The sequence below is a fragment of the Streptomyces sp. NPDC034111 genome (assembly GCF_055575375.1).
This window is the reverse complement of sequence record NZ_JBVIST010000008.1, coordinates 199726-220854: the sequence shown is the minus strand read 5'-3', so window position 1 is coordinate 220854 and position 21129 is coordinate 199726. Positions and strand designations below refer to the sequence as shown.

Below are 21129 nucleotides of genomic sequence, written 5' to 3'. Positions count from 1 at the left end.
TTCCGCCAAAGTCGATCAGGGCAACCCGATGCGCACCGGTCGACTGATTCTCCCCAAGGCCGTCAGCAGGCCGGGGCCGGCGGATGGTCCGGAATCAGCTGGACCGACGGGTCGGCGGTGCCGTCCGGGCGGCCTGCCTGCATTCCTTGCTGCCGTGGCAGCGTGTGAGTGCGCTGAGTGTGCGATGGAGGAATTTGCGCCGGTCGGGTGGGAGTGTGGCGTAGCTGTTGTTCAGCTGGTAGGCATCAGTCGCCCGGTCGTAGTACTCGCGCTCCCCGGTCTCGTACTCGACGTAGGTTCCCTCCGGGGTACGGATCGCGTTGTAGGTCGGCGGGTCCGCGCTCTTGGTCATCTGCCGGTCGGGACCAGCCTCACCCCGGGTGATCGGCGAGTGATGCTCGACCAGTGCCACGGTCTTGCTGCCCGGCGGCGTGGGCCGCCCGTGCAGCACGTCGGCGAAGCTTTGTCCGTCCACGGTCGAATTCGGGGCTGCGGATGCGAGCTCGGCGAAGGTTGGCCGCAGGTCGATGTTCTCCACCTGCTGCGGCATCCTGCGCCCGGCTGGGACGCCCGGACCGGTGATGATCAGCGGCACGACGATGTCCGTGTCGAACGCGGTCTGCTTTCCGGGCATGAGTCCGTGTTCACCCATGTGGTAGCCGTTGTCCGAGGTGAACACGACATAGGTGTTGCGGGCCTGCCCGGTCGCGGTCAGCGTCTGCTGGATGTCGGCCAGCATGTTACTGACGGCTTGCAGAGTCTGGGCACGCTTGCGGTACTCCTGGTCCATCGTGGCGATCTGATGGCGGGTCAGCCGTGGGAGCCGACGCAGCCACTTCGGCTTGTCCGACTTGTCGAACTCATTGAATGCCGGTTTGTGCGGTGTGGTCAGTCCGGGGAACCGGTCGGCGTGCCGCGGCGCGGGTGTGGAGGGCCGGTGGGGCACAAACGGTGCGACTTCGAGGAAGAACGGAGTGCCGGCCTTGGCGCTCTTCCGGATGAAGTCGGTGCCGTGTTTGGCGAGGACATCGGTCAGATAGTCCGTCGGCTTACTGCCGTGCTTCTCCATCCTGCCATTGACATTGAGGTCATAGTCATACCCCCGGTAGCCAGACCCGGCGACTGCCCACTCGGTCCAGCCCGGCGGCACGTAGGACCTGACACCACCGGCGGTCGCGGGCTCGGTCTCGTATTCGTTGAGGTACTTGCCCATCAACGCGGTCCGATAGCCGGCCGCCCGCAACTGCGTGCCCACCGTGTCCTTTTCTTCACCACGCCCGTGGAACACGCTGAAGCCGCCATTCGGTTTGCCGTTGGTGAGCACCCCGGTGTTGTGCGGGTACCGTCCGGTCAGGAATGACGCGCGGGACGGACAGCACAATGAGTCGGCGACCGTGGCGTTGGTGAATGTGGCTCCCTGCTGCTGCATCCGCCGCACCTGAGGCAGGAACCGCACCAGCCCCTGGTCCATGTCGTCGACCATCACCAGCACAATATTGGGCCGGTCCGGGTCACTCGCCGCCGCGGCGTGCCGCTTTGGGGCGCAACCGGCAACGCCTGCCACCAGCAGGGCCAGCGCAACGAAGCCGGCTGCCTGCCGTATCAACCTCACCTTGCGCACCTTCCGTAACTGTGATGGAGCGGGTCAGGTCCGCGGGCCGGCAGCTCACAGCGTGCGTATTTCCGTGCAGGCCGGCCGCCCCAAAGGCGCGTCGCAGAGTGTGGGGGGGGAAGTTTGCGCTGAGCAGTGCGGACGGTGGTTTCCACTCGGTTCAGCGCATGAATTCGATCTCCGGGTAGTCGTTGGAGGGGCCGTCGAGCAGGTGGCCGGGCCGGTCGCGCAGATGCTTGTTGAAGAAGGCGGCGAGGTAGGTGCGTTGGACCTCGATGGAGCGGTTGGGGTCGATCGTGCCGATGGCGTCCTCCAGCTGGTCCGGGGACCTGCTGAAAGCGCCGGGCGCCTGGGACAGGAAGGCCTGGTTGTCGGTGAAGGAGTTGTGCCCGGAGTCGCGCAGTTTCAGGTTGAGGCGCTCTCCTTTCAGGTGCTCCCAGAACGTTTCCCAGCTCTCGTCAGAGTCGCGGTCGTGGTGTTGGGAACTGAACAGCAGGAAGGGGCGGTCGAGGTCACGGGTGGTCGCCGGGCCGAAGAATTCGCCGTCCAGATTTGCGCCGGCGCGGATTCTGGAGTCCGCATGCATGGCCTCTGGCGCGGTTGCTCCGCCGAGGGAAGAGCCGAACATCCCGATACGGTTCATATCCACGGCCTTGGACAGCCCGTGGGGGAGCGGCTTGTGTTCCACGTCCGGGTTGCGGCCGTGGGCGATCGCTTCCAGCTGGTCGTTGACGAAGCGGATGTCCGCCGCCCGGACGTCGATCGTGTCGGACGAGTGGGCATCCGGCGGCATGGTGTTCACCTCAAGCCGCCCTCCGGGGAACTCCACCGCCTCGGACTGGTGAGTGAAGTCGATGGTGACGACCAAGTAGCCGCGACTGGCCAGGTCCTCAGCCAGTGAGGTGCCCTTCGCGCGGGGCCCGTGCAACCCGGCCGAGTACAGCAGGACCGGCAACCTGCCGGCCCTGCGGTCAACCGGGGCGCCGGTGTGCCCGGCAGTGGTGGGCAGGGTCACCGAGCCCCGCGGCACCCGATGGTTGGCCAGGTAACGCGCGGCAGCAGCGGGCTGCATATACGGCGCGGTGGGATGGTGGGCGGTGTGCGTGGCCGGGTACCACAGCGTGACCATCAGCTCGCGCGGCCGGTGGCCGGGCACATACGGATCCGTACGTGTCGAGTCGCGCAAGTGGAGGTCAACTGTTCCGACGCGATGGCGCCCGGTCGGGGCGGGGAGAGTCAGCTTGCGCGGAGCTTTCGCGGTGTCCGGGGCTTTCGTCGTGTCCGGGGCTTTCGTCGTACCCAGGGCTTTCGCCGTGTCCGGGATTTCCGTGGTGGTTATGGGAGCACCGGTGGTTTTCCCCGCGGCGGTAGCCGGCGCGACCCCGGCGCCCAGGGCGACGGCCAGAACTCCTGTGGCGCTGGCGAACCGGGTACGAAACCGGCTCTGGCGCTTTCGTGCGTGTTTCATGGGCAGCCCCCTCCATGGTGGCGATCGCCACGTTACCGGCGACCGGCTGGCGATCATCGTAAAGGCAGTCTGCCCGTGTTCGCGCCAACTCCCCTGAATGCGAGAGGAGTTATCCACCGCCGGATGACGACCATCGGAGCCAGAATTCCTCAGCGTTGGGCCCTGTGTTTACTGACCGCTTTTATTACGCGACAGTTCGTGAGATCAATCCGCGACTGCGTGTGACGTGGCGAATGCATATGGGAAGAATTCCTCAATCACCTTGCTGGCGGGCTCGATTGGTTTCGCAACCCCGAGCTACCGAGGGGCCCTGTCTTGGTGCGCCGGCACCGCCGCGCTGCGATGCGGCGCGAGGGTGCGGACCCGGTACGCAAGGGCCGGCCGTGGAGCCTGACACTGGAGGACCGGACCCTGCTGGTAGCGGCCTACTGAGGTAAGAACTTGACGCCGCGTCAGCTCGCCCCGCCGTTCGGGGTGTCGAAGTCGGCCGCTGGCCGCATCATCGGCCGCCTCGGGCCGTCGCGCGCTTCAGCCGCCGTCGGCGGGACCACGGTCATCACGGACGGCGGCTATCGGGGCACCGGCCTGGTCATCCCGCACCGCCGCGAACGCGGCCAGATCGAACTGCCTGTTTGGAAGGAGAAGCACAACACCTCCCACCGCAAGGTCCGGACTCGCGTCGAGCACGTCTTAGGCCCAAGGGAGCCGGCTCCCCACCCCTCCGGCTCGGAGAATGCTCAGTCGATACAGAACTCGTTGCCCTCGATGTCCAGCATCGGGATGCAGGAATCATTGCCGTCATACAGCGTTCGCACGTGCACCGCGCCGAGCGGGACCAGTCGTGCGCATTCGGCCTCAAGTGCGGCGAGGCGCTCTTCCCCCACGAGTCCGGTGCCGACCCGCACATCAAGATGCACCCGGTTCTTGGCGGCCTTCCCTTCGGGGACACGCTGGAAGTACAGTCGCGGGCCCACACCTGACGGATCACTGCAAGCGAACCATGAATCCCGCTGCTCAGGCGGCTGCGAGCACTTGAAATCGTCCCAAGTGGCAAACCCCTCCGGTGGCGGCGGTACGACGTACCCCAGCACCTCGCACCAGAAACGAGCGAGGCGCTCAGGTTCTGCGCAGTCGAAGGTGACTTGGAACTGCTTTACCGATGCCATCGGCGCACCATAGCAGGGGGCTTTGTTGCTCATCTCCCGGTAGGGATCTGCATGTTGCCAGCCAGGCAGCCCACTCCAGGCCCCGGGACAAGATCCCTGGCGACTGGAGGCCGCAGCTTCACTGCCCGCGCTCGATCGTTGGACTCTCCGGTCCGGGAGTCCGGGAGTCAGATCTGCCGGACCGGGTCCGTGATGCCTCCGGGGCACGCGAGCGCCGCGAGGTCCCAACCGGCGCGTCCGGCCCCGGCCCGGTAGGCGCTCTCGTAAAAGGCGAGGACGGCGGCACGGGGATCGGTCTCGACGCGGGCCGCGTCGTAGCGCAGCACGGCCAGATGGCTGTCGCCGCGCGCGACCCACCGCGCGGACGCGGGGCTGAGCGACTCCCCGGCCAGGCCGGCGGGCTCGGGGGCGGTGTAGGAGTAGAAAGCGGGCTCGGCGAAGGTGTCGTCACCGAACCAGAAGCCGAAGCTGATCACTTCCTCGGAGTACGCCTCACGGGTAACGGGGTCGGCCTGCGGGGGCTGGTTTATCCGTCGCCCGGAGAACCGGCTGTGGGCGATGTCGAAGGTGTGCCAGAAGTGGTGCACCGGGCTGTTCTTTCCCGAGTAGCCCGCCGCGAATTCCTCCAGCACGGACGCCACCTGGCTCAGGACCCGCCGGTAGCGATTGGCGGCCACGGGATCGTATGTCGAGTGCTCGGTGTCCTCGGCGAACGGCCGGCCGGCGTCGGGCAGGTCGAAGGGCCTGGGAATGGCGATGTCCACCCGGACCCCCAGCGCAGCCAGAGCGGCCAGGGTCGCGTCCTGGAAGGACGCGACGGACTGGCCCGGAAGTGGGAAGGACCGCTCTTCGCCCTCCAGTGTCGTGACGATGAGCCGGTGGTCGACGAAGTCGAAGTCGATCGTGAAGATCGGATTCCCGTCGACCTGACCCATCGGACGCGTGGTGATGCCGCGCCCCGTGACATGGAACGGGACGTTCCACCAATGGTTGCGCCGGGCGCTCGCCGCCAGGCGGATCTTGCCGACGATCTGCGCGAAGCGGTGCAGTGTCTCCTTGGTGTCCCGCCACTCCGTCAGTGGCATCGGTGGGAACAGTTCCATCACGCTCCCATGATGACCCCGCGGGCGGCGTCCGGCACCCGCGCCGGGGGTGGGAGGGAGCGGTTCGGCGATGGCGGTGATTCTTCATGCACCGCCAGGGGCAGCGCAGCACTGCACTGACGGCGTTATGCGTGGTGCGGGGCAGGTTGCGATGTTCGGCGCGGAAGCGCAGAGGTCCCAGATCTCTTGGGGCCGTGCCCCGGCTGGCATGGCTCGTGAGAGCTCGGCTCCGGGTGCGGCGTCGGCCAGGGCGCGCAGAGGGAAGCCAGTGGCGAGTGCGCATCACGGTTGGCGAGGCAGCGGGCCTGCGCGCCGTCGGCTCCGTCAATGATGATGCGAGTACCGGCTCACTCCAGGACGGCGAGGTGGTCGGCGGCGCCCCCGCGCCACTCGATCAGGAAGAGGGTTGCGTCGTCGCTGGTGCTCCCGCCCCGCTCCTGTTTCAGGGTGTGGGAGAGCGAGCGCACCACCGCCCGCACACCCTTCTCTGTGTGCTCGATGCGGTTGACCCAGTGGATGAGTTGTTCCTCGCCGAACTGCTCTTCGCCGGCTTCGTGCTCCTCGATCAGGCCGTCGGTGAAGCACAGCACCCGGTCGCCGCGTTGGAGCATCTGCTCGCTGATCCGGGGCTCTTCACCACCGAAGCCCACCGGCAAGGTGGTCGGGCCCGCCAGTTGCCGGACAACCTGGCCGTTGCGGATCAGCAGCGGTGAGGGGTGGCCCGCGTTGACCCACTGAAGGTGGCCCGTTGTGATGTTGAGGCGCATCATCTGCGCGGTGACGAAGTGGTCGGGTCCGAATTGCTCGGCGATGGCCCGGTCCATGAACGCGTAGATCTCGGACAGGCCGATTTCGGCGCGTCTGGCGTGCCGGTAGGCGCCGATGGCGACGGTCGCCATGGTGGCGGCATCCAGGCCGTGGCCCATCGCATCGACCATGGCCACGTGCAGGATGTCCTCATTGAGGGCGTAGTCGAAGCTGTCGCCGGCCACGTTGTAGGCCGGCTCCAGGATTCCCGCCACCGCGACCTGCGGGACGGACATCGCCAGCGGCGGTAGCAGAGACCACTGGATCTCCGCGGCCAAGCTCATCGGTTCGCGTCGCCGGGCGAGGAAGAACTGGTCGGTGTAGCTGTGCTTGGTGACCAGCATGTCGGCGGCGAGTCCTGCGAGTCTGCGCAACAAGCGCCGGTCATTGTCATCGACGGTGTCCAGGGTGAGGGCCAGCACGCCCACCTGGTCGCTGCCGTCAAGCAACGGCAGATACATCCGAACGCCGTCGGCCTGCGGCACCTCGACAGGGGCCGCATGCAGAAAGGCCGTGCCCGCATGCGAGTCACCGATCAGCTCGGGCCGGCCGACGGTCAGCCGCCTACCTGGCAGCGGTACCAGCAGCAGCTGCGCATAGTCCTGCAAGAGGATCGAGACGTTACGGCCGCCGACCCTCGCCACCTCTTCCGCGATCAGCGGGGCGATCAACTGCGGCGGCATCTCGTGCGCCCGGTCCAGCAGCACCCCCAGCAGTCGCTCGCCGAACCCTTCCGACCGGTCCACCGCGCCCGTGTCCGGCTGCCGCTCACCTGCCGCCATACCCATGCCCTTTCACCAAGCAGCCTCATTGCGCCTTCATCCGCTGGACCGGCTGTCTCCAACGGGTCAGTCATCGGGCGGCCTGGCGTTCGACTTCGGTGCCTTGGCTCCAGTAGCACTGGGTGCGGGCCTGGATGAGGGTGAGGGGAAGGTGAGCCGGTCCGCGAATGACTGAGCGCAGGCGGGCCAGCGAGGCCTTGCCGCACTCCACCGTCGGAGTGTTCGAGTCCGTTGTGGCCCTTCGGCTCCTCCCGCTCGGTGAGGATCTGGAGCACAAGTTCACGCCCTGCTCGGCGGCCGCCGGCCGCACAGGGCCCACGGGCAGACCACCGTCATGCGACTGTGCACACGGGCTCCTGAAACCACCGTGATCAACTCGCACAGCGTGACCCAGCCAACCGGCCCAAAGGGCTCATTGCGCCAGTGGCGGCGTGTCAGCCTCCTTCAGCATGCCAACTCGGCGTGTTGTTCGGCACGTTGTGCACGTGAACGGCGTGCGGTGGAAAGGTCCGGAGATAAGCCCCAGGCTGTTGGCCTGGGGCTTATCTCCGGAGCGGGCTGCGGGATCGACGTCGCGCTCTCGATGACTGACACGGTGCTCAGATACCTTTCGCCGCATCTGGCACCTGAGCAGTGACTGCTTGGGCGGGGGGACGAGAGGTCGGCAGGCCTGCTGGATAGCCGCCTTCGGAGTCCCAGACCGAGACCAGGGACAGTTCCATCTCCTCCGCGATCCGGCGTTGCTCCGCTTCGTCCATCAGGGCGCTCGCGGTGCGGGTGCCCAGCGGATCGGCGGCCTCGGCCATGAGCCGGGCGGCCATGGCGGGACTGGTCTCCGGGGGGATCACCAGGAGGTCCCAGCGGCCGACGGTGTAGGAGAGCAGCAGCAGCTTGTGGGGATCTTGCTCGGCCTTGAACCAGCCGACACCCACTACATGCCCGTCGACGGGCACCTTCCGTGGGATGACCGGCCAGAACGTGGGGTTCACCGTGACGTGGGTGATCCGCCCCCACAGCCGGTCAAGGACGGCCGTCAGTGCGGGAAGTTCCGCCGTGAGGTCACGGGAGCGGGGCCACCACGCACCGTCGAGCAGAGCCGGAGTGGTGCCGGCCGGTGCCAGCATGAGGCGGAGGGGGAGCGAAGCGGTCCGGTCTCCGACCGCAGGCGGATACCGAATGGTCGTGGTCATGACGCAGACCACCCTGCCCCGGGCCGACCGTAACCGGCCCGGTGTCGTGAATCGCCGAAAACGACACGAGCATGGGAGCTGGTGTACGGAGTGCCCTCGGTAGTTCCAGCTTACTCCTGGTAAGGCCCGCTGGACCGATGCGGAGCGACGGGGTGAACGGCGCAGGAGTCCTTGGGATAGCCGCTCGTGCGGGCATCTGGACGGTCTCGTACGGCCCCGGCTGCCAGCGGGGGCGGTCAGCCGCAGGGCCGGGTCACCGCAGGGCCGGGTGAGCCGCAGGGCCGGGTGAGCCGCAGGGCCGGGTGAGCCGTGTGGTCAGCTGAGGAAAGACAGCCGGACTTGATGTTCCGGGCTGTTCCGGTCGGTGTTCACCAGGACGACGGACTGCGAGGTCCCCAGCTCGAGCTCACCATCGACCACGGGCAACGTGGCGTGTGGCGGCACCAGAGCCGGGAGCATGTGGGCGCCGCCATGGCCTGGAGTCCCGTGACGGTCTTGCCAACGGTCGTCTGCGGGAAGAATGCCGCGGAGGGCCGCCAGCAGGTCGTCGTCACTGCCCGCGCCGGTCTCGATGATGGCCAGGCCGGACGTGGCGTGGGCGGTGAAGACGTTCAGCAGTCCGTTTCGCCCGTGAGCGGCCTCTCGGAGGAACGCGGAGCATGCGTTCGTGAGGTCGTGCAGGGTCTCAGTGGAGCCGGTGGTGATGTTGATCGTGCGGGTGGTGAAGGTGCCAGCCATGATTCACCGGTACCCCTCGCACAGCCCGAGCACTAACGGCCGGATGGGTTGTTCCTCCGGAACTCCGCCGTAAGGGCACGCGCTCCCGTACCTGACAGATCCCTCGTGCCGTCGCAGCCGAGTCCCGCAAGGCGAGACGTGGATCGCGGCTTCCCGGCCCGCCCGGCCCCACACACACATCCATTGCTGTTACAGGCGATGTGGCAGTCGAACGGTCCGGACGCAGCCTGAGCATCGCGTCAATCGTGCTCTTCTTCTTCAGCCTCCATGCGTCGAATGCCTTGGTGCGTCAGCGTGACCATGGCCGGCGTATTGCCCGACGCCCAGTCGACAGTGATCAGGTCCTCGCCCACCAGATAGGTGCAGGCGGCTGCCAGATCCTCTTCTGGGATCGCGAGGTCCTGGAGCAGCTTCGTCCCGGTGACACCCAGAAGGCGGTTGCCTTCGGTGGCCTCGTAGAGAGCCTGCATGATCTTCTCGCGGTACGCCTTCCGGTCGGCCAGTGATGCCATGACTGCCACCTCGGAGGCTTCCTCAGACCTCGTCCGGATGCGGGCGGCCACGCGCGGCTGACTTGCTGGCCGCCAGCCACGGCGGGGCTGTCGCGTTGGGCTCGGGGGTGTGCGTGGTGTCCACGGTGATGTGGAGGCGGGTCCCGCCATCGTGGCCGGCGGGATAGCTGCGCTGTTCGGAGGCGGGGAAACCGTGCCGCAGAACTTCTGCGACGCGGCGGGCGGCCTCGGGGGATGCGGCGACGATACGGACCTCGGCCATCCCTGCCGAAGGCATCGTTTCTCTCGGACTCATGCCGGCCTCTCTGTCAGGCGAGGTGCCCACGGGGCGAAGGGAGGCTCACACCTAGCGCCGCCAGCCATGGAAGGGGTGGCGTCCTCACCGCCCTCATCGTGCTGTCCGCGGCGTATTGCCGACGGACGACGGGATGCTCCGGCCGGGCCCACTGCCGGTCTTTCCGCTCCGGCAAGACATCGCTGCGGTGAAAGCTTGCGTTCCTCCCGTTTTTGCCGAGAGGAATCACTGCCAGGGGTGGGAGCGCTCGAAATATCCCGATGTGTTCACCGTACTCCGGCCGACGGTCCACCGAACCCACGAGACCAGGCGTTCATGGAGGCAGCCCGTTCCGCTTGTCGCCTTCGGAACCCGACCGCCGCGTCGAACCGCACGCCGACGGCACGGATGACCACGCCGGGGCCGTGAGCACGTCGCTGGGCTCGGTGATGATCACTTCCAGCGCCGGGTACCAGGTGCGGCCATGAGCTGCTGGGACTCGACGACGGGATGCGAAACCGCGCTGTCGTTGGAGCCGCTGTCGTTGGAGCGGCCCAGGGTCATGGCGGTGATCCCGGAAACGGCGAGGTGCTTTCGCCGCACCCGCTGTGGTGGATGCGGAGCAGTGCAGCCCTTGAACCTGCCGACATAGGCGATCAACCTTCCTGGGCATTCCTTGCTCCCTTACAGAGGGCGGGACTTATCCGGGTGTTGAGACCAAAGGACAGGGTGAAACGTTGATCCTTATCACTGCCGTGAAGCGGGCCGTGCGCAAGCTGCGGAACCGGCGCTTCCTCGCGGTCGCCGCACTACTCGTCCTCAGCGTGACGGCGACGCTCATCACCCTCGCGGTCCGAGCCACACACGCGCCGCCGTCCGCCGCGCCGACGGTCGATCTGGAGGAGCACATCCGTGGGTACATCCGGCACTTCCCCTCCAAACACGAGTACCGGATCCCCGACGCCGTCGAACGCGCGCGGGTGAGCGAGGGGGTCGCGGACATCGTCGACGGCAGACTCGACGCGGCGCGCGAACCACTGTCCGAGGTCGGCTATACGGTGCGCACCGTGCGTCTGGCGGGCTCGCACCGGGTGGTCGCGCAGGTCGCCGAGGCCCCCGGGCAGCGAGCGCAACCGCGCGGCTGGGGCGAGGTGTTCGTCGATCTGAGCCGGCGTGTGCAATGGAGTGCGCAGGTGCCGCACCCGGTTTCGGATCAGCACACCGAGCTGCTCGGCGCGGAGCTGTTCTCCCGGTCCCCCGGCGGGGTCCTGGTGCTGGCGGGCGCCCCCCGCGATGCGGGCCGCGGCAACTCGGCAGATGTGGCGCACCGCCAGGACTCGGTCTTCAACGCCGTGTGTGCCGCGCTGGCTGCCCGTCGGATCCCCGGTATTCAGGTGCACGGCTTCGCCGACGACAGCTCGCCGGGCAACGACGTGGTGGTGTCAGCGGGGCCGGGCGAGGCGAGCCCCCGGGTGCGCGAGGCGGCGCTCCCGCTGTCCTCCGCCGGGTTCACGGTGTGCCGGGCGTGGGACCAGGACTGCGGTCGGCTGGAAGGCACCACCAACGTGCAGGCAGGCATGGCGGCGGCGAGGGGCGTCCCCTTCTTGCACATTGAGAACAGCCGCAGTGTCCGCGACTCCCGGACCGGGCGCGCCAGGCTGGCCGCCGCGCTGGCCGAAGTGACGGGACGGCTGGCCAAGGGCGGGGCCACCACCGCCTGAGAAGTTCGACAAGATCGACTACTGGGAGCGCCATGGAGAGTGGAGTGCGTCATCAATCGCCGCAAGAGGCGCCGGACGGTAGCCACCCGCTACGAAAAACTCGCCGCCCGCTATGAGGCCACCGTCCTCGTCACGGCCATCATCGAGTGGCTGTGAGCAGCAGCTTCACCCTTGACCTGGTGGCCTTCATCGACTCTCCGACTCGAATGCCTGGGCGACGGCGAGGCTGTCCTCGTAGACGTGGTGCCGGGTGACAAGGCCGTCCTCGACGGTGAGATGCAGAGCGAACCGCGCGCGATACGCACGTGCGGTGGGCCGGGCGGTCTGGCGGATCTCGCCGAGCACGACCGCGTCGTTGCCGTCGATGAGAATGCGCTCGACCTCAGTCGCCGCGTGCTCCGGCACGTGGTGCTCGGCAAGTTCGCGATAGTGGGCGGCCGCGTCGGCCCGGGTGGATCGGTGACGGATCCACGGCGTGGCAGCACGGCCGTGCTCGGCCTCCGGCCAGTCGAGCTTCCAATCGCCCTGTTCGGCATACAGCTCGGCGATGCGCTCGGGGTCGCCCTCGCTGATTCTGCGCAACAACTCCTCAACCACAGTACGCGTGTTCGTGGGTGCGGCTAGGGACATGACTGACCTCTCCGTCCTGGTCCGCGTCCTCCGACGCGGAGAGATCGCCAATCCTGCCGGCGCAGGCAGCCCGAGACGATTACCTCTGAAGTAAGGCAAGCGCATCACCAAGACTCGCTTTTGATACGTGCCTTGGTCCTGGGGCTGGTGTGGCTGCTGATCGTGCAGAACGTTGACGAACGGCTGAAACCCAGTCCACGCTGGAGACGCACTGCGGAACCGGCCAAGTCGCGCATGTCACAGTTCGACGTGATGGAGTGACCTCGGAGGGCAGTTGCCTCATCTGATCAGGAGAATTGAAGCAGGAGACCGAGGGGGCACCCGATGAGCGACATGACTGATGACGATATCGTCCGCGCCGTACGTGGGATGGCGGCGATGCAAGCCGAGCGCGAGAAGCTGGCCGAGCGGGTAGCGGCGCTTCGTACCGCGGTGTCCCCAGAGGACTTGGCCGAGCGCAATCGTTTCGGCGAAGCCATGGCGAAGATGGACACGAAGATCCTCCTGGAGTCCATTGAGATGCTGGACCGCATGGGTATGACACTCGCCTCACAGGCTTGCTACTCCGTCGCTACCGCCCCTAAGAAATAGGATCTCGCCACGCAGCTTTGAGGTGAAGCCGCCTCAGCTGAGCTTGCGCTTCCTCGCCCAGCTGCCACCTGGCCTCGCCGTTTCGGTTGGGTGTGGCGGCTGTCGAGGCGCCAACGCGAAAGTGCAGTCCTGCCCTGGCGCGATGAAACTTGCTGAGGGGTTCTGTTGGTCCAGGGGTTTGACCGGCAAGATTCATCTGGCCTGTGACGCCTTCGGTCGCCCGCTCGGGCTGCTGTGCCGTTGGAGCGAATCCGCAAGCCGACGGGATTCCGGATCCGGCCCGGTGGGGGAGACCCAGCATCGTGACAGGCCATGTAGCAGGACACGTAATTCCGTATGAGGTACAGGGCAACGGTCCGGAGCGGGTCCTCGCACTCCACCACTGGCTCAGCGACAGGTCGAGTTTCGGTTCTCTGCGGCGGTACCTGGACGGGAGCGCGTTCAGTTACGCGTTCGTGGACTGCCGTGGGTACGGCGAGGCGATGGACACCTCCGGCACGTACACGATGGAGGAGGTCGCGGCGGATGCCCTCGCCGTGGCCGACGACCTCGGCTGGGACACCTTCTCGGTCATCGGTCACTCCATGGGCGGCAAGGCGGCCCAGCTGATGTTGCTGGACGCCCCCTCGCGGGTCCGCTCGATCGTCGGCATCTCGCCGGTACCCGCGTCCGGGTTCCCACTCGAAGGGGAGATGTGGGAGCTGTTCGTCGGGGCTGTGGAGGATTCCGGCAAGCGCAGGACGATCTTTGACGTCACCACCGGCGGTCGGCACGACGATGCATGGCTTGATGCCAGAGTGAGCGGCTCGGAACGCTCCTCGTCGGCTGCCCTGCGCTCGTACCTCGAATCCTGGACTCGCGGCTCCGATATCCACGAGCGGCTCGAGGGAAATCCGACCCCGGTGCTTGTCGTGGCTGGTGCGAACGACCCGGCGATGGGCCCTGACATCATGCGGTCCACCTGGCTCCAGTGGTATCCGAACGCCGAGCTCGAGGTCTTCAACGACGCCGGCCACTTCGCCCCGGAGGAGAGCCCAGAGGCCCTGGCGACAGTGGTCGAAAGATTCCTCGGCCGCTAGCCTTCGATTTTCACTTGCGGCGGTGTCCGGATCCCAGGAGTTCGGGCTCAAGGAAGGCAGCGTCGCTGGGAACTTCCACTTCGCGAACCTGACGGGGGCAGACCTCCGGGTCGCGCAGTTGGCTGCTCTTGACCTCTCCGGCGCCGGCCTCGGAGGAGCGAACCTCAAAGGCGCTGACTTTGAAGGCGCGAACCTAAGCGGAGCGCTTCTCGACACCGCGATCCTGGCCAACACGAAACTCCGCGGCGGGACCTTACAGATGCGGATCTCCGAAGGGCGGATCCCCGGGGGCCGGAGGGAATCCCCGCGCCGGCCGCACTCCTCCCGCGCGGGGGCCCCGAGGCGATCTCATGGGCGCCCATGACCATGACCGTGACCATGACGAGCCGGCCCGGTGCCTCGGTCCTCATACCGGGCAACCGTCAAGGGCGGGCAGGTCCATGCCTGTACCAGGGCCTCAGTGGGCCCACCGCATCGCACCCTTGATTACGAGCTTTCGCGGACGACGAGCAGTGGTTCCAGGAATACGTGGGTGTCGGTGGGAGGCTCTTCCTGGAGTCGGCCGATGAGCAGGCGCATGACAGTGCGCCCGACCTCGTCGAGGGGTTGCCGGACGCTGGTCAGTGCGGGGCTGACCACGGCGGCGGTGGGAGAGTCGTCGAAGCCCACCACTGCGAGGTCGCGGCCGATTTCCAGTCCGCGTTGCCGGGCCGCCGCGTAGCAGCCCATCGCGAAGGTGTCGCTCGCTGCCACCACGGCCGTGGGAGCTGGAGTCTCGTCGAGGAGTTGCAGGGCTGCACGAGCGCTGTCCGACACCGAGTCCAGAGCCCGGACGCAGCGGTCGGGAGTGAGGCCGTGTTTCCGCATGGCGCGCTGCCAGCCATGCTTCCTGGCTTCGCCGGGGCCGGATGTGGGGGGCCAGCCGAGGAAGGCAATGTTCCGGTGCCCTCGCTCCACGAGGTGGTCCACGACCATCTCGGCGCCCCGAGCGTTGTCGACGTCGACGGTGAGCATGTCGGCGGCCGAGCCGTCGGGATCGGGGGTGCCGAAGCAGACGAAGGGTGCCCGGCGCTGGGCGAGCCAGCTGGGGCGAGGATCTCCGGGGTCGATACCGGAGAGCACGAAACCGTCGACGCTGCCGGTACGGAGCATGTCGGCGTAGCGGGTGAGCTCGTCAGTGGTCTGCCCGGCGCTGAACAGGAGCAGGAGGTAGCCGGCGGATTCGGCGGCGGTGGTGAGGGCGTGCAGAAAGCGGTCCTGTAGGACGCTGGCGGTGTCGGAGCGGTCGGGGTCGAGGCGGTAGCCGATCTGGCGGGTGCTCTGAGTGCGCAGTGACCTCGCCATCCGGTTGGGCTGGTAGCCCAATTCGTCGATCACCGTCAGCACGCGTTTCAGGGTGTCGGGGCGGACCCGCTCGGGGGCGTTGAGAGCATTGGAGACCGTTTGGCGCGATACCTGGGCCACGCGCGCGACCTCCATGATGGTGGGGCCCTCGGAATGCCGGTGCGTAGTCATGTCGCCTCGTTCAGCTCCCTCACCTATTGCCTTGTCGGGCGCGCTGCCTGGGCCCTGTGCCGGCCAGGGGTCCGCAGCCACGCAAAAGTAGCTGGGAAAGCCGGCACGCATTTGATCGATCAAATGCGTGCTTCAAACGTGCCATGGTCGGCGAGCTGAGTCAACGGCGGCGTCCGCGGGGTGTGTGTTACCGGCCAGGGCTTGGGCGGGGTGTCCTGGGAGCGGGTGGCGGCCACCCTCACGGCCTGCCGGAGAGTATGCGCCACTCTTTAGGCACCCTTCATACTCGCGAAACATCTCTGTGCGCGATCCCTTGACAGGGGTATCGGGCGGTGCTTTTGTTTGGGCACGATTTGAACGATCAAATCGCCGCTGTTACTCGCTGGCCCAGTCGGTCCTGAACCGGGTCCTGGCTGTCCGGCTCACCTCTCACCCGCAATGCCACCGCGCCGCGGGTGACGGTGAACTGTGGCGGCTGCGAGGGCCCGGGCCTCATCGCCCGACGGCCCGGGCGCCGCCAATGCCCTGCCTCTCGGGATGCCGCTGTCCAGCGTCGCGCATTCCTGCATGAACAGCGGAAGAGAGCCCAGAACCCCCAGCCCCCGCCCCCGATACCCACCGGTCGATTCCGCCTGCCCGAAAGGTCACTGTCAGATGGCGACTCCCTCCGTGCCATGGTGGCGCGACGCCGTGATGTACCAGCTCTATCTGCGCAGCTTTCGCGACGGAAACGGCGATGGCGTGGGCGATCTTCGTGGTGCTCGGGCGGGACTGCCCTACCTGGCCACGCTCGGCGTCGACGGAGTGTGGCTGAGCCCCTGCTACCCCTCCCCGCAGCGCGATCACGGCTATGACGTGGCGGACCACTGCGCGGTCGACCCGCTCTTCGGTGACCTGGACGATGTCGACCGGCTGCTTGCCGACGCGCACACCCTGGGGCTCAAGGTCATCCTCGACATCGTTCCCAACCACTGCTCGACGGAGCACCCGCGTTTCCAGGAGGCGGTGCAGGCAGGGCCCGGCAGTGCGGCCCGCGCGCGGTTCCATTTCGCCGACGGGCGCGGGGTCAGCGGTGAGCTGCCGCCCAACAACTGGCGGGCGATGTTCGGCGGGCCTGCTTGGACCCGGGTGGAGGAGGCCGACGGCCGACCGGGGCAGTGGTACCTGCACCTGTTCACCCCGCATCAGCCCGACTGGAACTGGCGCAACCCCGAGGTGGCGAACCACTTCGACACGGTGCTGCGGTTCTGGCTCGACCGAGGGGTGGACGGCTTCCGCATCGATGTCGCGGTCGGCCTGTACAAGCACCCGGCGCTGCCCGACTCGCCCGCCCCTGCCGCAGACGAGGAAGCCAGGGACGCTGTGAACCCGCTGGCGTGGAACCAGCCGGAGGTCCACCAGATCTGGCGTCGCTGGCGCACCATCTGTGACACGTACACCGCGGCAGACGGCAGGGAGCGCACCCTCGTCGGGGAGGTGGCCGTGCCGACCCCCGCGGACCAGGCCCGCTACCTTCGGCCGGACGAACTCCATCAGGCGTTCTACTTCGACCTGCTCCACGCCCCCTGGGATGCCTCCGCCTTCCGGCAGCGGATCGACGCTGCCATGAGGGACATCGCCTCGACCGGAGCCCCCGTCACCTGGGTTCTCAACAACCACGATCAGCAGCGCACCGTCACCCGGTACAGCCATGGTGCGGACCTCGGTGAGGAGCCGGATGCGGACCGCGGGGCGGCCCGGGCTCGCGCGGCCGCGCTGCTGATGCTGGCTCTGCCCGGCAGTGCCTACCTCTACCAGGGCGAGGAGCTGGGACTGCCCCAGGTCACCGATTTGCCGCCGGAAGTCCTCACCGACCCGATCGTCGCCGCTACCGGACAACCCGAACGGGGTCGTGACGGCTGCCGGGTCCCGCTGCCGTGGTCGGGAACGGAAGCACCCTTCGGCTTCTCCGATGCGCCACCCCAGCGGTCCTGGCTGCCGCAGCCTGACTGGTTCGCCCGATACGCGGTCCAGCGACTGCGCGGCGACGGCGGGTCCAGTTGGCATCTCTACCGCGACGCACTGCAACTGCGTCGCAGCCTGACCCCGCTGCACGACCCCGAGTTGCAGTGGCTGCCGGCACCGCCCGAGGTCGTGGCCTTCGCCCGGGGAGGGAAATTCGTCTGTGCCGTGAACTTCTCCGACGCGCAGGTCTCCGCACCCGTATGCGGAAGACCGGTGCTCTCCAGCCTCCCGTGCGACGACGGCAAGTTGGCCGCCAACAGCGCCGCCTGGTGGCTCGTCGACAGCCTGCCGTGCGAATGCGGGCAGCGCCCGCCGTCCCACGAAACGGCTGACCTCACCGTGACCTAGGGCTGGCTGAGCGATTGAACAGGTAGCTGCATGGATCGTTGCGCAATGTCGTTTGAACGTTCATACAACTTCTCTCGGATATCTCGAACCCTGCTCGATCAGGCTGATCGGCCCGGTCCGGCCGCGCCGGCCTCCTGAAGCGCTCGTCAGTTCCTCAGCCCGAACCAGCGGAACCCCCAACACGATGCCGTGACCCGCCCGGTCACACACGGCACAAAGGAGTAGCCATGAGAAAGCCCAGAACCGCCGCAGCAGCAGCCGTTCTCACCAGCACGGCCATGCTTCTGGCTGCCGGCTGCGCCGGCAGCACCCCCGGTGGAGAAGAGGACACCGACGGCCGTGGTGCCTTCACCCTCGCCATGGGCAAGGACACCACCGGGAAGTTGAAGACCAAGGTCCTCGACGTCTGGAACAAGCGGCACCCCAACGAGAAAGTGACCCTGATCGAGCTGCCCGAGTCCGCCGACGAGCAGCGGGCAGCGATGGTGCAGAACTTCCAGGCCAAGAGCGACCGGTTCGACGCGGTGGCCATGGACGTGGTCTGGACGGCGGAGTTCGCCGCCCGCGGGTGGGTGCAGAAGCTGGATGCCGACGCGCTGCCCATCGCCGACCTGCTCCCGGCCGCCGTAGCGACCGCCAAGTACAAGGGGGAGCTGTACGGAGCCCCCTTCGCGTCGTCCGGGGCGCTGCTCTTCTACCGCAAGGACCTGGTGAGCAAGCCCCCGACCACGTGGAAGGAGCTCATCGCCGACTGCGCTGTCGCCAAGCGGCAGGAGATGGACTGCTACGCCGGCCAGTTCGCCCAGTACGAGGGCCTGACCGTCAACGCGAGCGAGGCGATCAACTCGGCGGGAGGGGCTGTGTACGGGCGCGACGGTCAGGTGACCGTGGACAGCCCTGAGGCCAAGAAGGGCCTCGACTTCCTCGTGGACGGCTTCCGCAAGGGATACATCCCCAAGAAGGCAATCACCTACAAGGAGGAGGACGGCCGCCGCGCCTTCCAGCGGGGCGACCTTCTCTTCCTCCGCAACTGGCCCTATGTGTACGGCCTCGCCAACACCAAGGGCTCCGACACGAAGGTCGCAGGAAAGGTCGGAGTGGTGCCGCTGCCCGGCGCCAACGGCCCCGGTTCCTCCACCCTCGGCGGTGCAAACCTGGGTCTGAGCAGCTACTCGAAGCACAAGAAGTCGGTCCTCGACTTCATGGCGTTCGTGGAGAGCCCCGAGGTCCAGCGCGTGGAGGTGCAGGACCTGTCCAACGCCCCCGTACTGAGCGATCTGTACACGGACAAGGCGCTCGCCAAGGAGTTCCCCTACCTGCCGGCCCTGCGCAAGAGCCTGCTCCACGCCCGTCCCCGGCCGCAGGTTGCCGCGTACAACGACGCCAGCCTGCGCATCCAGCAGGAGATCTACAAGGCACTGCAAGGGGACACGAGCACCTCGGATGCCCTGAAGGACCTCGCTGATCAGTTGAAGAAGGTCAAGACCGGCTGATCTGCCCGATCCCGTATACGAACCAGGAGGCCACCGTGCCCACCGCAGGAAGCGCGCCCGCCACACCGGGCGCGCCACCCGCCGCGAAGCCCAGCCGCGGACGCCGGAGCCGCCGTGAGGCACGGCGGGCCTGGTACTTGATCACGCCGGCGTTGTGCCTTCTCGCAGGCGTCATCGGATACCCCCTTGTCAAAGCCGTCTACCTGTCGCTGTTCAGCGACACCATCGGCGAGGAAACCCAGTTCATCGGGCTCGGCAACTACCGGGCGGCGCTCACCGGAGAATTCTCCTCGGACTTCTGGGCCGCTGTGCAGGTGACCACCCTGTTCTCGGTCGTCACCCTCATGCTGGAAGTGGTCATCGGCACTGCCATGGCCTTCGTCATGCACCGCGCCTTCCGCGGACGCGGGCTGGTGCGAGCCAGTGTCCTGGTTCCCTGGGCCATCCCCACCGCTCTCACCAGTGTGCTGTGGCGATGGATGCTCCAGCCCGACGGCATCGTCAACGAACTGCTCGGGAAGACCGTCCTGTGGACCGGCAGTGAGTGGCCCGCCAAGTGGGCGATCATCATCGCCGACACCTGGAAGACGGCACCGTTCCTCGCGCTGCTCGTCCTCGCAGGCCTCCAGCTCATCCCCGACGAGCTTCAAGAGGCGGCGAAGGTGGACGGCGCCGGTGCCTGGCGCCGCTTCCGCAGCATCACCCTGCCTCTTCTGATGCCCGCCCTCATGGTCGCCGTCCTGTTCCGCCTGCTCGACGTCCTGCGCATTTACGACCTGCCGCAAATCCTCACCGGAGGGGCGAACGGGACGACCACCCTGTCCATGCTCGTGGTCCAGGCATCTGTCGAACAGACGAAGTTCGGTTACGGCTCCGCGCTCTCGACGCTGACCTTCCTGCTCATCTTCGCGGTCGCGCTGCTGTTCGTCAGATTCCTCGGCACCAGCCTGCTGCCGGCCGAGGAAGGCAAGGAGGCCTGATGCACACCACAGCGCAACCAACAGCGCCCGCGAGCCGGACGCTACGGCGCGGCGCTCGCCGGAGGGTGCACGAGCGATCCGCGGGGTCGGTCCGCCGGGGACTGTCCCCCGTCGCGCGCCGCAGGCTCAGCAATGCGGGGCTGGCGATCTGCGTGGCCCTCATCGCCCTGTTCTGCCTCGCGCCCTTCTACTGGATGTTCGTCTCCAGCCTCAAAGGGCCGAACGACATCTTCAACAATGACCTGTGGCCGGCTTCTCCCACGCTGGTCAATTACGAGGCCGTCTTCAGCGGCCGGAACAACTTTCTCTACGCCCTTCGCAACAGCGGCATCATCGCCGGCACGACCACGGCCCTCGCGATGCTGATCGGTCTGCTGTCGGCGTACGCCTTCGTGCGGCTGCGATTCCGCGGAAAGCGGCTGGCGCTCGGAGCCGTCCTGGCGGCCTCGATGTTCCCGGGCGTCGCCCTGCTGACACCGATCTTCCAGCTCTTCAGCGACTGGGGATGGATCGACCAGTACCAAGCCATGATCATTCCGGACATCAGCTTCGCGCTGCCCCTGGCGATCTGGACGCTGTCGAGCTTCCTGCGCGAACTGCCGTGGGATCTCGAAGAATCGGCGATGATCGACGGCTGTACGTCAGGGCAGGCCTTCCGCAAGGTGCTCCTGCCGCTCGCCGCTCCCGGTGTGTTCACCAGCGCCCTCTTGGTGTTCATCGCGGTGTGGAACGAGTACCTGATCGCGAACGCGATGACCCTCACCCTCGCCGCCCAGCCGGTCACGGTGGCCATCGCGAAGTTCACGGGCAGCTCCGAGTATCAGCAGCCCTTCGGCACGCAGATGGCCGCAGGCGTCATCGTGGCCCTCCCACTGATCGTCCTGGTTCTCATCCTCCAGCGTCGCATCGTCGCCGGATTGACCGCCGGGGCCGTCAAGGGCTGACCACGTGGGCACGGGCGCCATCGCCCTCGAAGCCGGGTGGGAATACCTGACGGATCCCACCCAGGACGGGGCGGGGCGGGACGGGATGCCCGTCCGCCCCGTCCGCCGGACCGGCCGTAAGCGAACTACCGCGGGAGCTCACGCCCTTGAACAGGGACGCCCCGACCACCAC

Annotated in this window: 20 protein-coding genes and 1 pseudogene; 9 read left to right on the top strand and 12 right to left on the bottom strand. The window is 67.3% G+C overall.

All coding sequences use genetic code 11. The features are described from left to right. Window positions 1-94 precede the first annotated feature (94 nt). A complete protein-coding gene (locus tag ACZ55A_RS20970; RefSeq protein WP_468841973.1) occupies window positions 95-1621 on the bottom strand; it encodes a sulfatase family protein in 1527 nt (508 codons plus the stop codon). Window positions 1622-1772: 151 nt separating this feature from the next. After that, entirely contained in the window at window positions 1773-3080 is a 1308-nt protein-coding gene (locus tag ACZ55A_RS20965; protein WP_468842084.1) for an alpha/beta hydrolase family protein, read from the bottom strand. Between the two features lie 342 nt (window positions 3081-3422). Between ACZ55A_RS20965 and ACZ55A_RS20960 the strand changes: the two are divergent. Continuing rightward, window positions 3423-3770 (top strand): annotated as a pseudogene (locus ACZ55A_RS20960) (transposase family protein); the annotation flags it as partial. A 47-nt stretch (window positions 3771-3817) separates the two neighbouring features. Here ACZ55A_RS20960 and ACZ55A_RS20955 read toward each other — a convergent pair. From ACZ55A_RS20955 to ACZ55A_RS20920, 8 genes are all read right to left on the bottom strand, one after another. Then, a complete protein-coding gene (locus tag ACZ55A_RS20955; protein ID WP_468841970.1) occupies window positions 3818-4246 on the bottom strand; it encodes a VOC family protein in 429 nt (142 codons plus the stop codon). 167 nt (window positions 4247-4413) lie between these two features. Next, the gene (locus ACZ55A_RS20950) at window positions 4414-5349 is read right to left on the bottom strand and encodes a DUF5996 family protein (protein WP_468842082.1); all 936 of its coding nucleotides are present in this window, start codon (window positions 5347-5349) and stop codon (window positions 4414-4416) included. Between the two features lie 347 nt (window positions 5350-5696). Beyond that, window positions 5697-6938, bottom strand: coding sequence for a PP2C family protein-serine/threonine phosphatase (locus ACZ55A_RS20945; RefSeq protein ID WP_468842080.1), 1242 nt, complete (start codon window positions 6936-6938; stop codon window positions 5697-5699). A 599-nt stretch (window positions 6939-7537) separates the two neighbouring features. Next, complete coding sequence (locus ACZ55A_RS20940) at window positions 7538-8128, bottom strand: DUF5994 family protein (protein ID WP_468841968.1); 591 nt, start codon at window positions 8126-8128, stop codon at window positions 7538-7540. Between the two features lie 315 nt (window positions 8129-8443). Continuing rightward, the gene (locus ACZ55A_RS20935; protein ID WP_468841966.1) at window positions 8444-8866 is read right to left on the bottom strand and encodes a YjbQ family protein; all 423 of its coding nucleotides are present in this window, start codon (window positions 8864-8866) and stop codon (window positions 8444-8446) included. A gap of 239 nt (window positions 8867-9105) precedes the next feature. Beyond that, window positions 9106-9378 (bottom strand): hypothetical protein, encoded by a 273-nt coding sequence (locus ACZ55A_RS20930; protein WP_468841963.1) that lies wholly within the window; start codon window positions 9376-9378, stop codon window positions 9106-9108. Window positions 9379-9400: 22 nt separating this feature from the next. Further along, window positions 9401-9673 carry a hypothetical protein gene (locus ACZ55A_RS20925; protein WP_468841961.1) on the bottom strand — a complete coding sequence of 91 codons (273 nt, stop codon included), beginning with the start codon at window positions 9671-9673 and terminating at the stop codon, window positions 9401-9403. Between the two features lie 432 nt (window positions 9674-10105). Beyond that, window positions 10106-10312 (bottom strand): hypothetical protein, encoded by a 207-nt coding sequence (locus tag ACZ55A_RS20920; protein WP_468841958.1) that lies wholly within the window; start codon window positions 10310-10312, stop codon window positions 10106-10108. Window positions 10313-10419: 107 nt separating this feature from the next. Between ACZ55A_RS20920 and ACZ55A_RS20915 the strand changes: the two genes are divergently transcribed. After that, on the top strand, window positions 10420-11373 hold the full coding sequence (locus ACZ55A_RS20915) for a hypothetical protein (protein ID WP_468841955.1): 954 nt from the start codon (window positions 10420-10422) through the stop codon (window positions 11371-11373). 186 nt (window positions 11374-11559) lie between these two features. Here the strand turns inward: ACZ55A_RS20915 and ACZ55A_RS20910 are convergent, their stop codons facing one another. Next, window positions 11560-12003: a nuclear transport factor 2 family protein gene (locus ACZ55A_RS20910; protein ID WP_468841952.1), complete on the bottom strand. Its 444-nt coding sequence runs from the start codon at window positions 12001-12003 to the stop codon at window positions 11560-11562. Between the two features lie 324 nt (window positions 12004-12327). Here ACZ55A_RS20910 and ACZ55A_RS20905 point away from each other — a divergent pair, with 324 nt between their 5' ends. From ACZ55A_RS20905 to ACZ55A_RS20895, 3 genes are all read left to right on the top strand, one after another. After that, window positions 12328-12594, top strand: a complete 267-nt coding sequence (locus tag ACZ55A_RS20905) for a hypothetical protein (RefSeq protein WP_468841949.1) — start codon at window positions 12328-12330, stop codon at window positions 12592-12594. 302 nt (window positions 12595-12896) lie between these two features. After that, complete coding sequence (locus tag ACZ55A_RS20900) at window positions 12897-13673, top strand: alpha/beta fold hydrolase (protein WP_468841947.1); 777 nt, start codon at window positions 12897-12899, stop codon at window positions 13671-13673. A gap of 22 nt (window positions 13674-13695) precedes the next feature. Further along, window positions 13696-14037 carry a pentapeptide repeat-containing protein gene (locus ACZ55A_RS20895; RefSeq protein WP_468841944.1) on the top strand — a complete coding sequence of 114 codons (342 nt, stop codon included), beginning with the start codon at window positions 13696-13698 and terminating at the stop codon, window positions 14035-14037. A gap of 122 nt (window positions 14038-14159) precedes the next feature. Here ACZ55A_RS20895 and ACZ55A_RS20890 read toward each other — a convergent pair whose 3' ends face one another. Further along, window positions 14160-15188: a LacI family DNA-binding transcriptional regulator gene (locus ACZ55A_RS20890; RefSeq protein ID WP_468841941.1), complete on the bottom strand. Its 1029-nt coding sequence runs from the start codon at window positions 15186-15188 to the stop codon at window positions 14160-14162. Between the two features lie 654 nt (window positions 15189-15842). Here ACZ55A_RS20890 and ACZ55A_RS20885 point away from each other — a divergent pair. The 4 genes from ACZ55A_RS20885 to ACZ55A_RS20870 all read left to right on the top strand — a co-directional run bounded on the left by ACZ55A_RS20885 (window position 15843) and on the right by ACZ55A_RS20870 (window position 20957). After that, entirely contained in the window at window positions 15843-17540 is a 1698-nt protein-coding gene (locus ACZ55A_RS20885; protein WP_468841939.1) for a glycoside hydrolase family 13 protein, read from the top strand. Between the two features lie 227 nt (window positions 17541-17767). Beyond that, window positions 17768-19033, top strand: a complete 1266-nt coding sequence (locus tag ACZ55A_RS20880; RefSeq protein ID WP_468841937.1) for an ABC transporter substrate-binding protein — start codon at window positions 17768-17770, stop codon at window positions 19031-19033. A gap of 35 nt (window positions 19034-19068) precedes the next feature. After that, a complete protein-coding gene (locus tag ACZ55A_RS20875; RefSeq protein ID WP_468841934.1) occupies window positions 19069-20013 on the top strand; it encodes a carbohydrate ABC transporter permease in 945 nt (314 codons plus the stop codon). Further along, a complete protein-coding gene (locus tag ACZ55A_RS20870) occupies window positions 20013-20957 on the top strand; it encodes a carbohydrate ABC transporter permease (protein WP_468841931.1) in 945 nt (314 codons plus the stop codon). Before ACZ55A_RS20875 ends, ACZ55A_RS20870 begins: the two co-directional genes overlap by 1 nt. The last annotated feature ends 172 nt before the right edge of the window (window positions 20958-21129 follow it).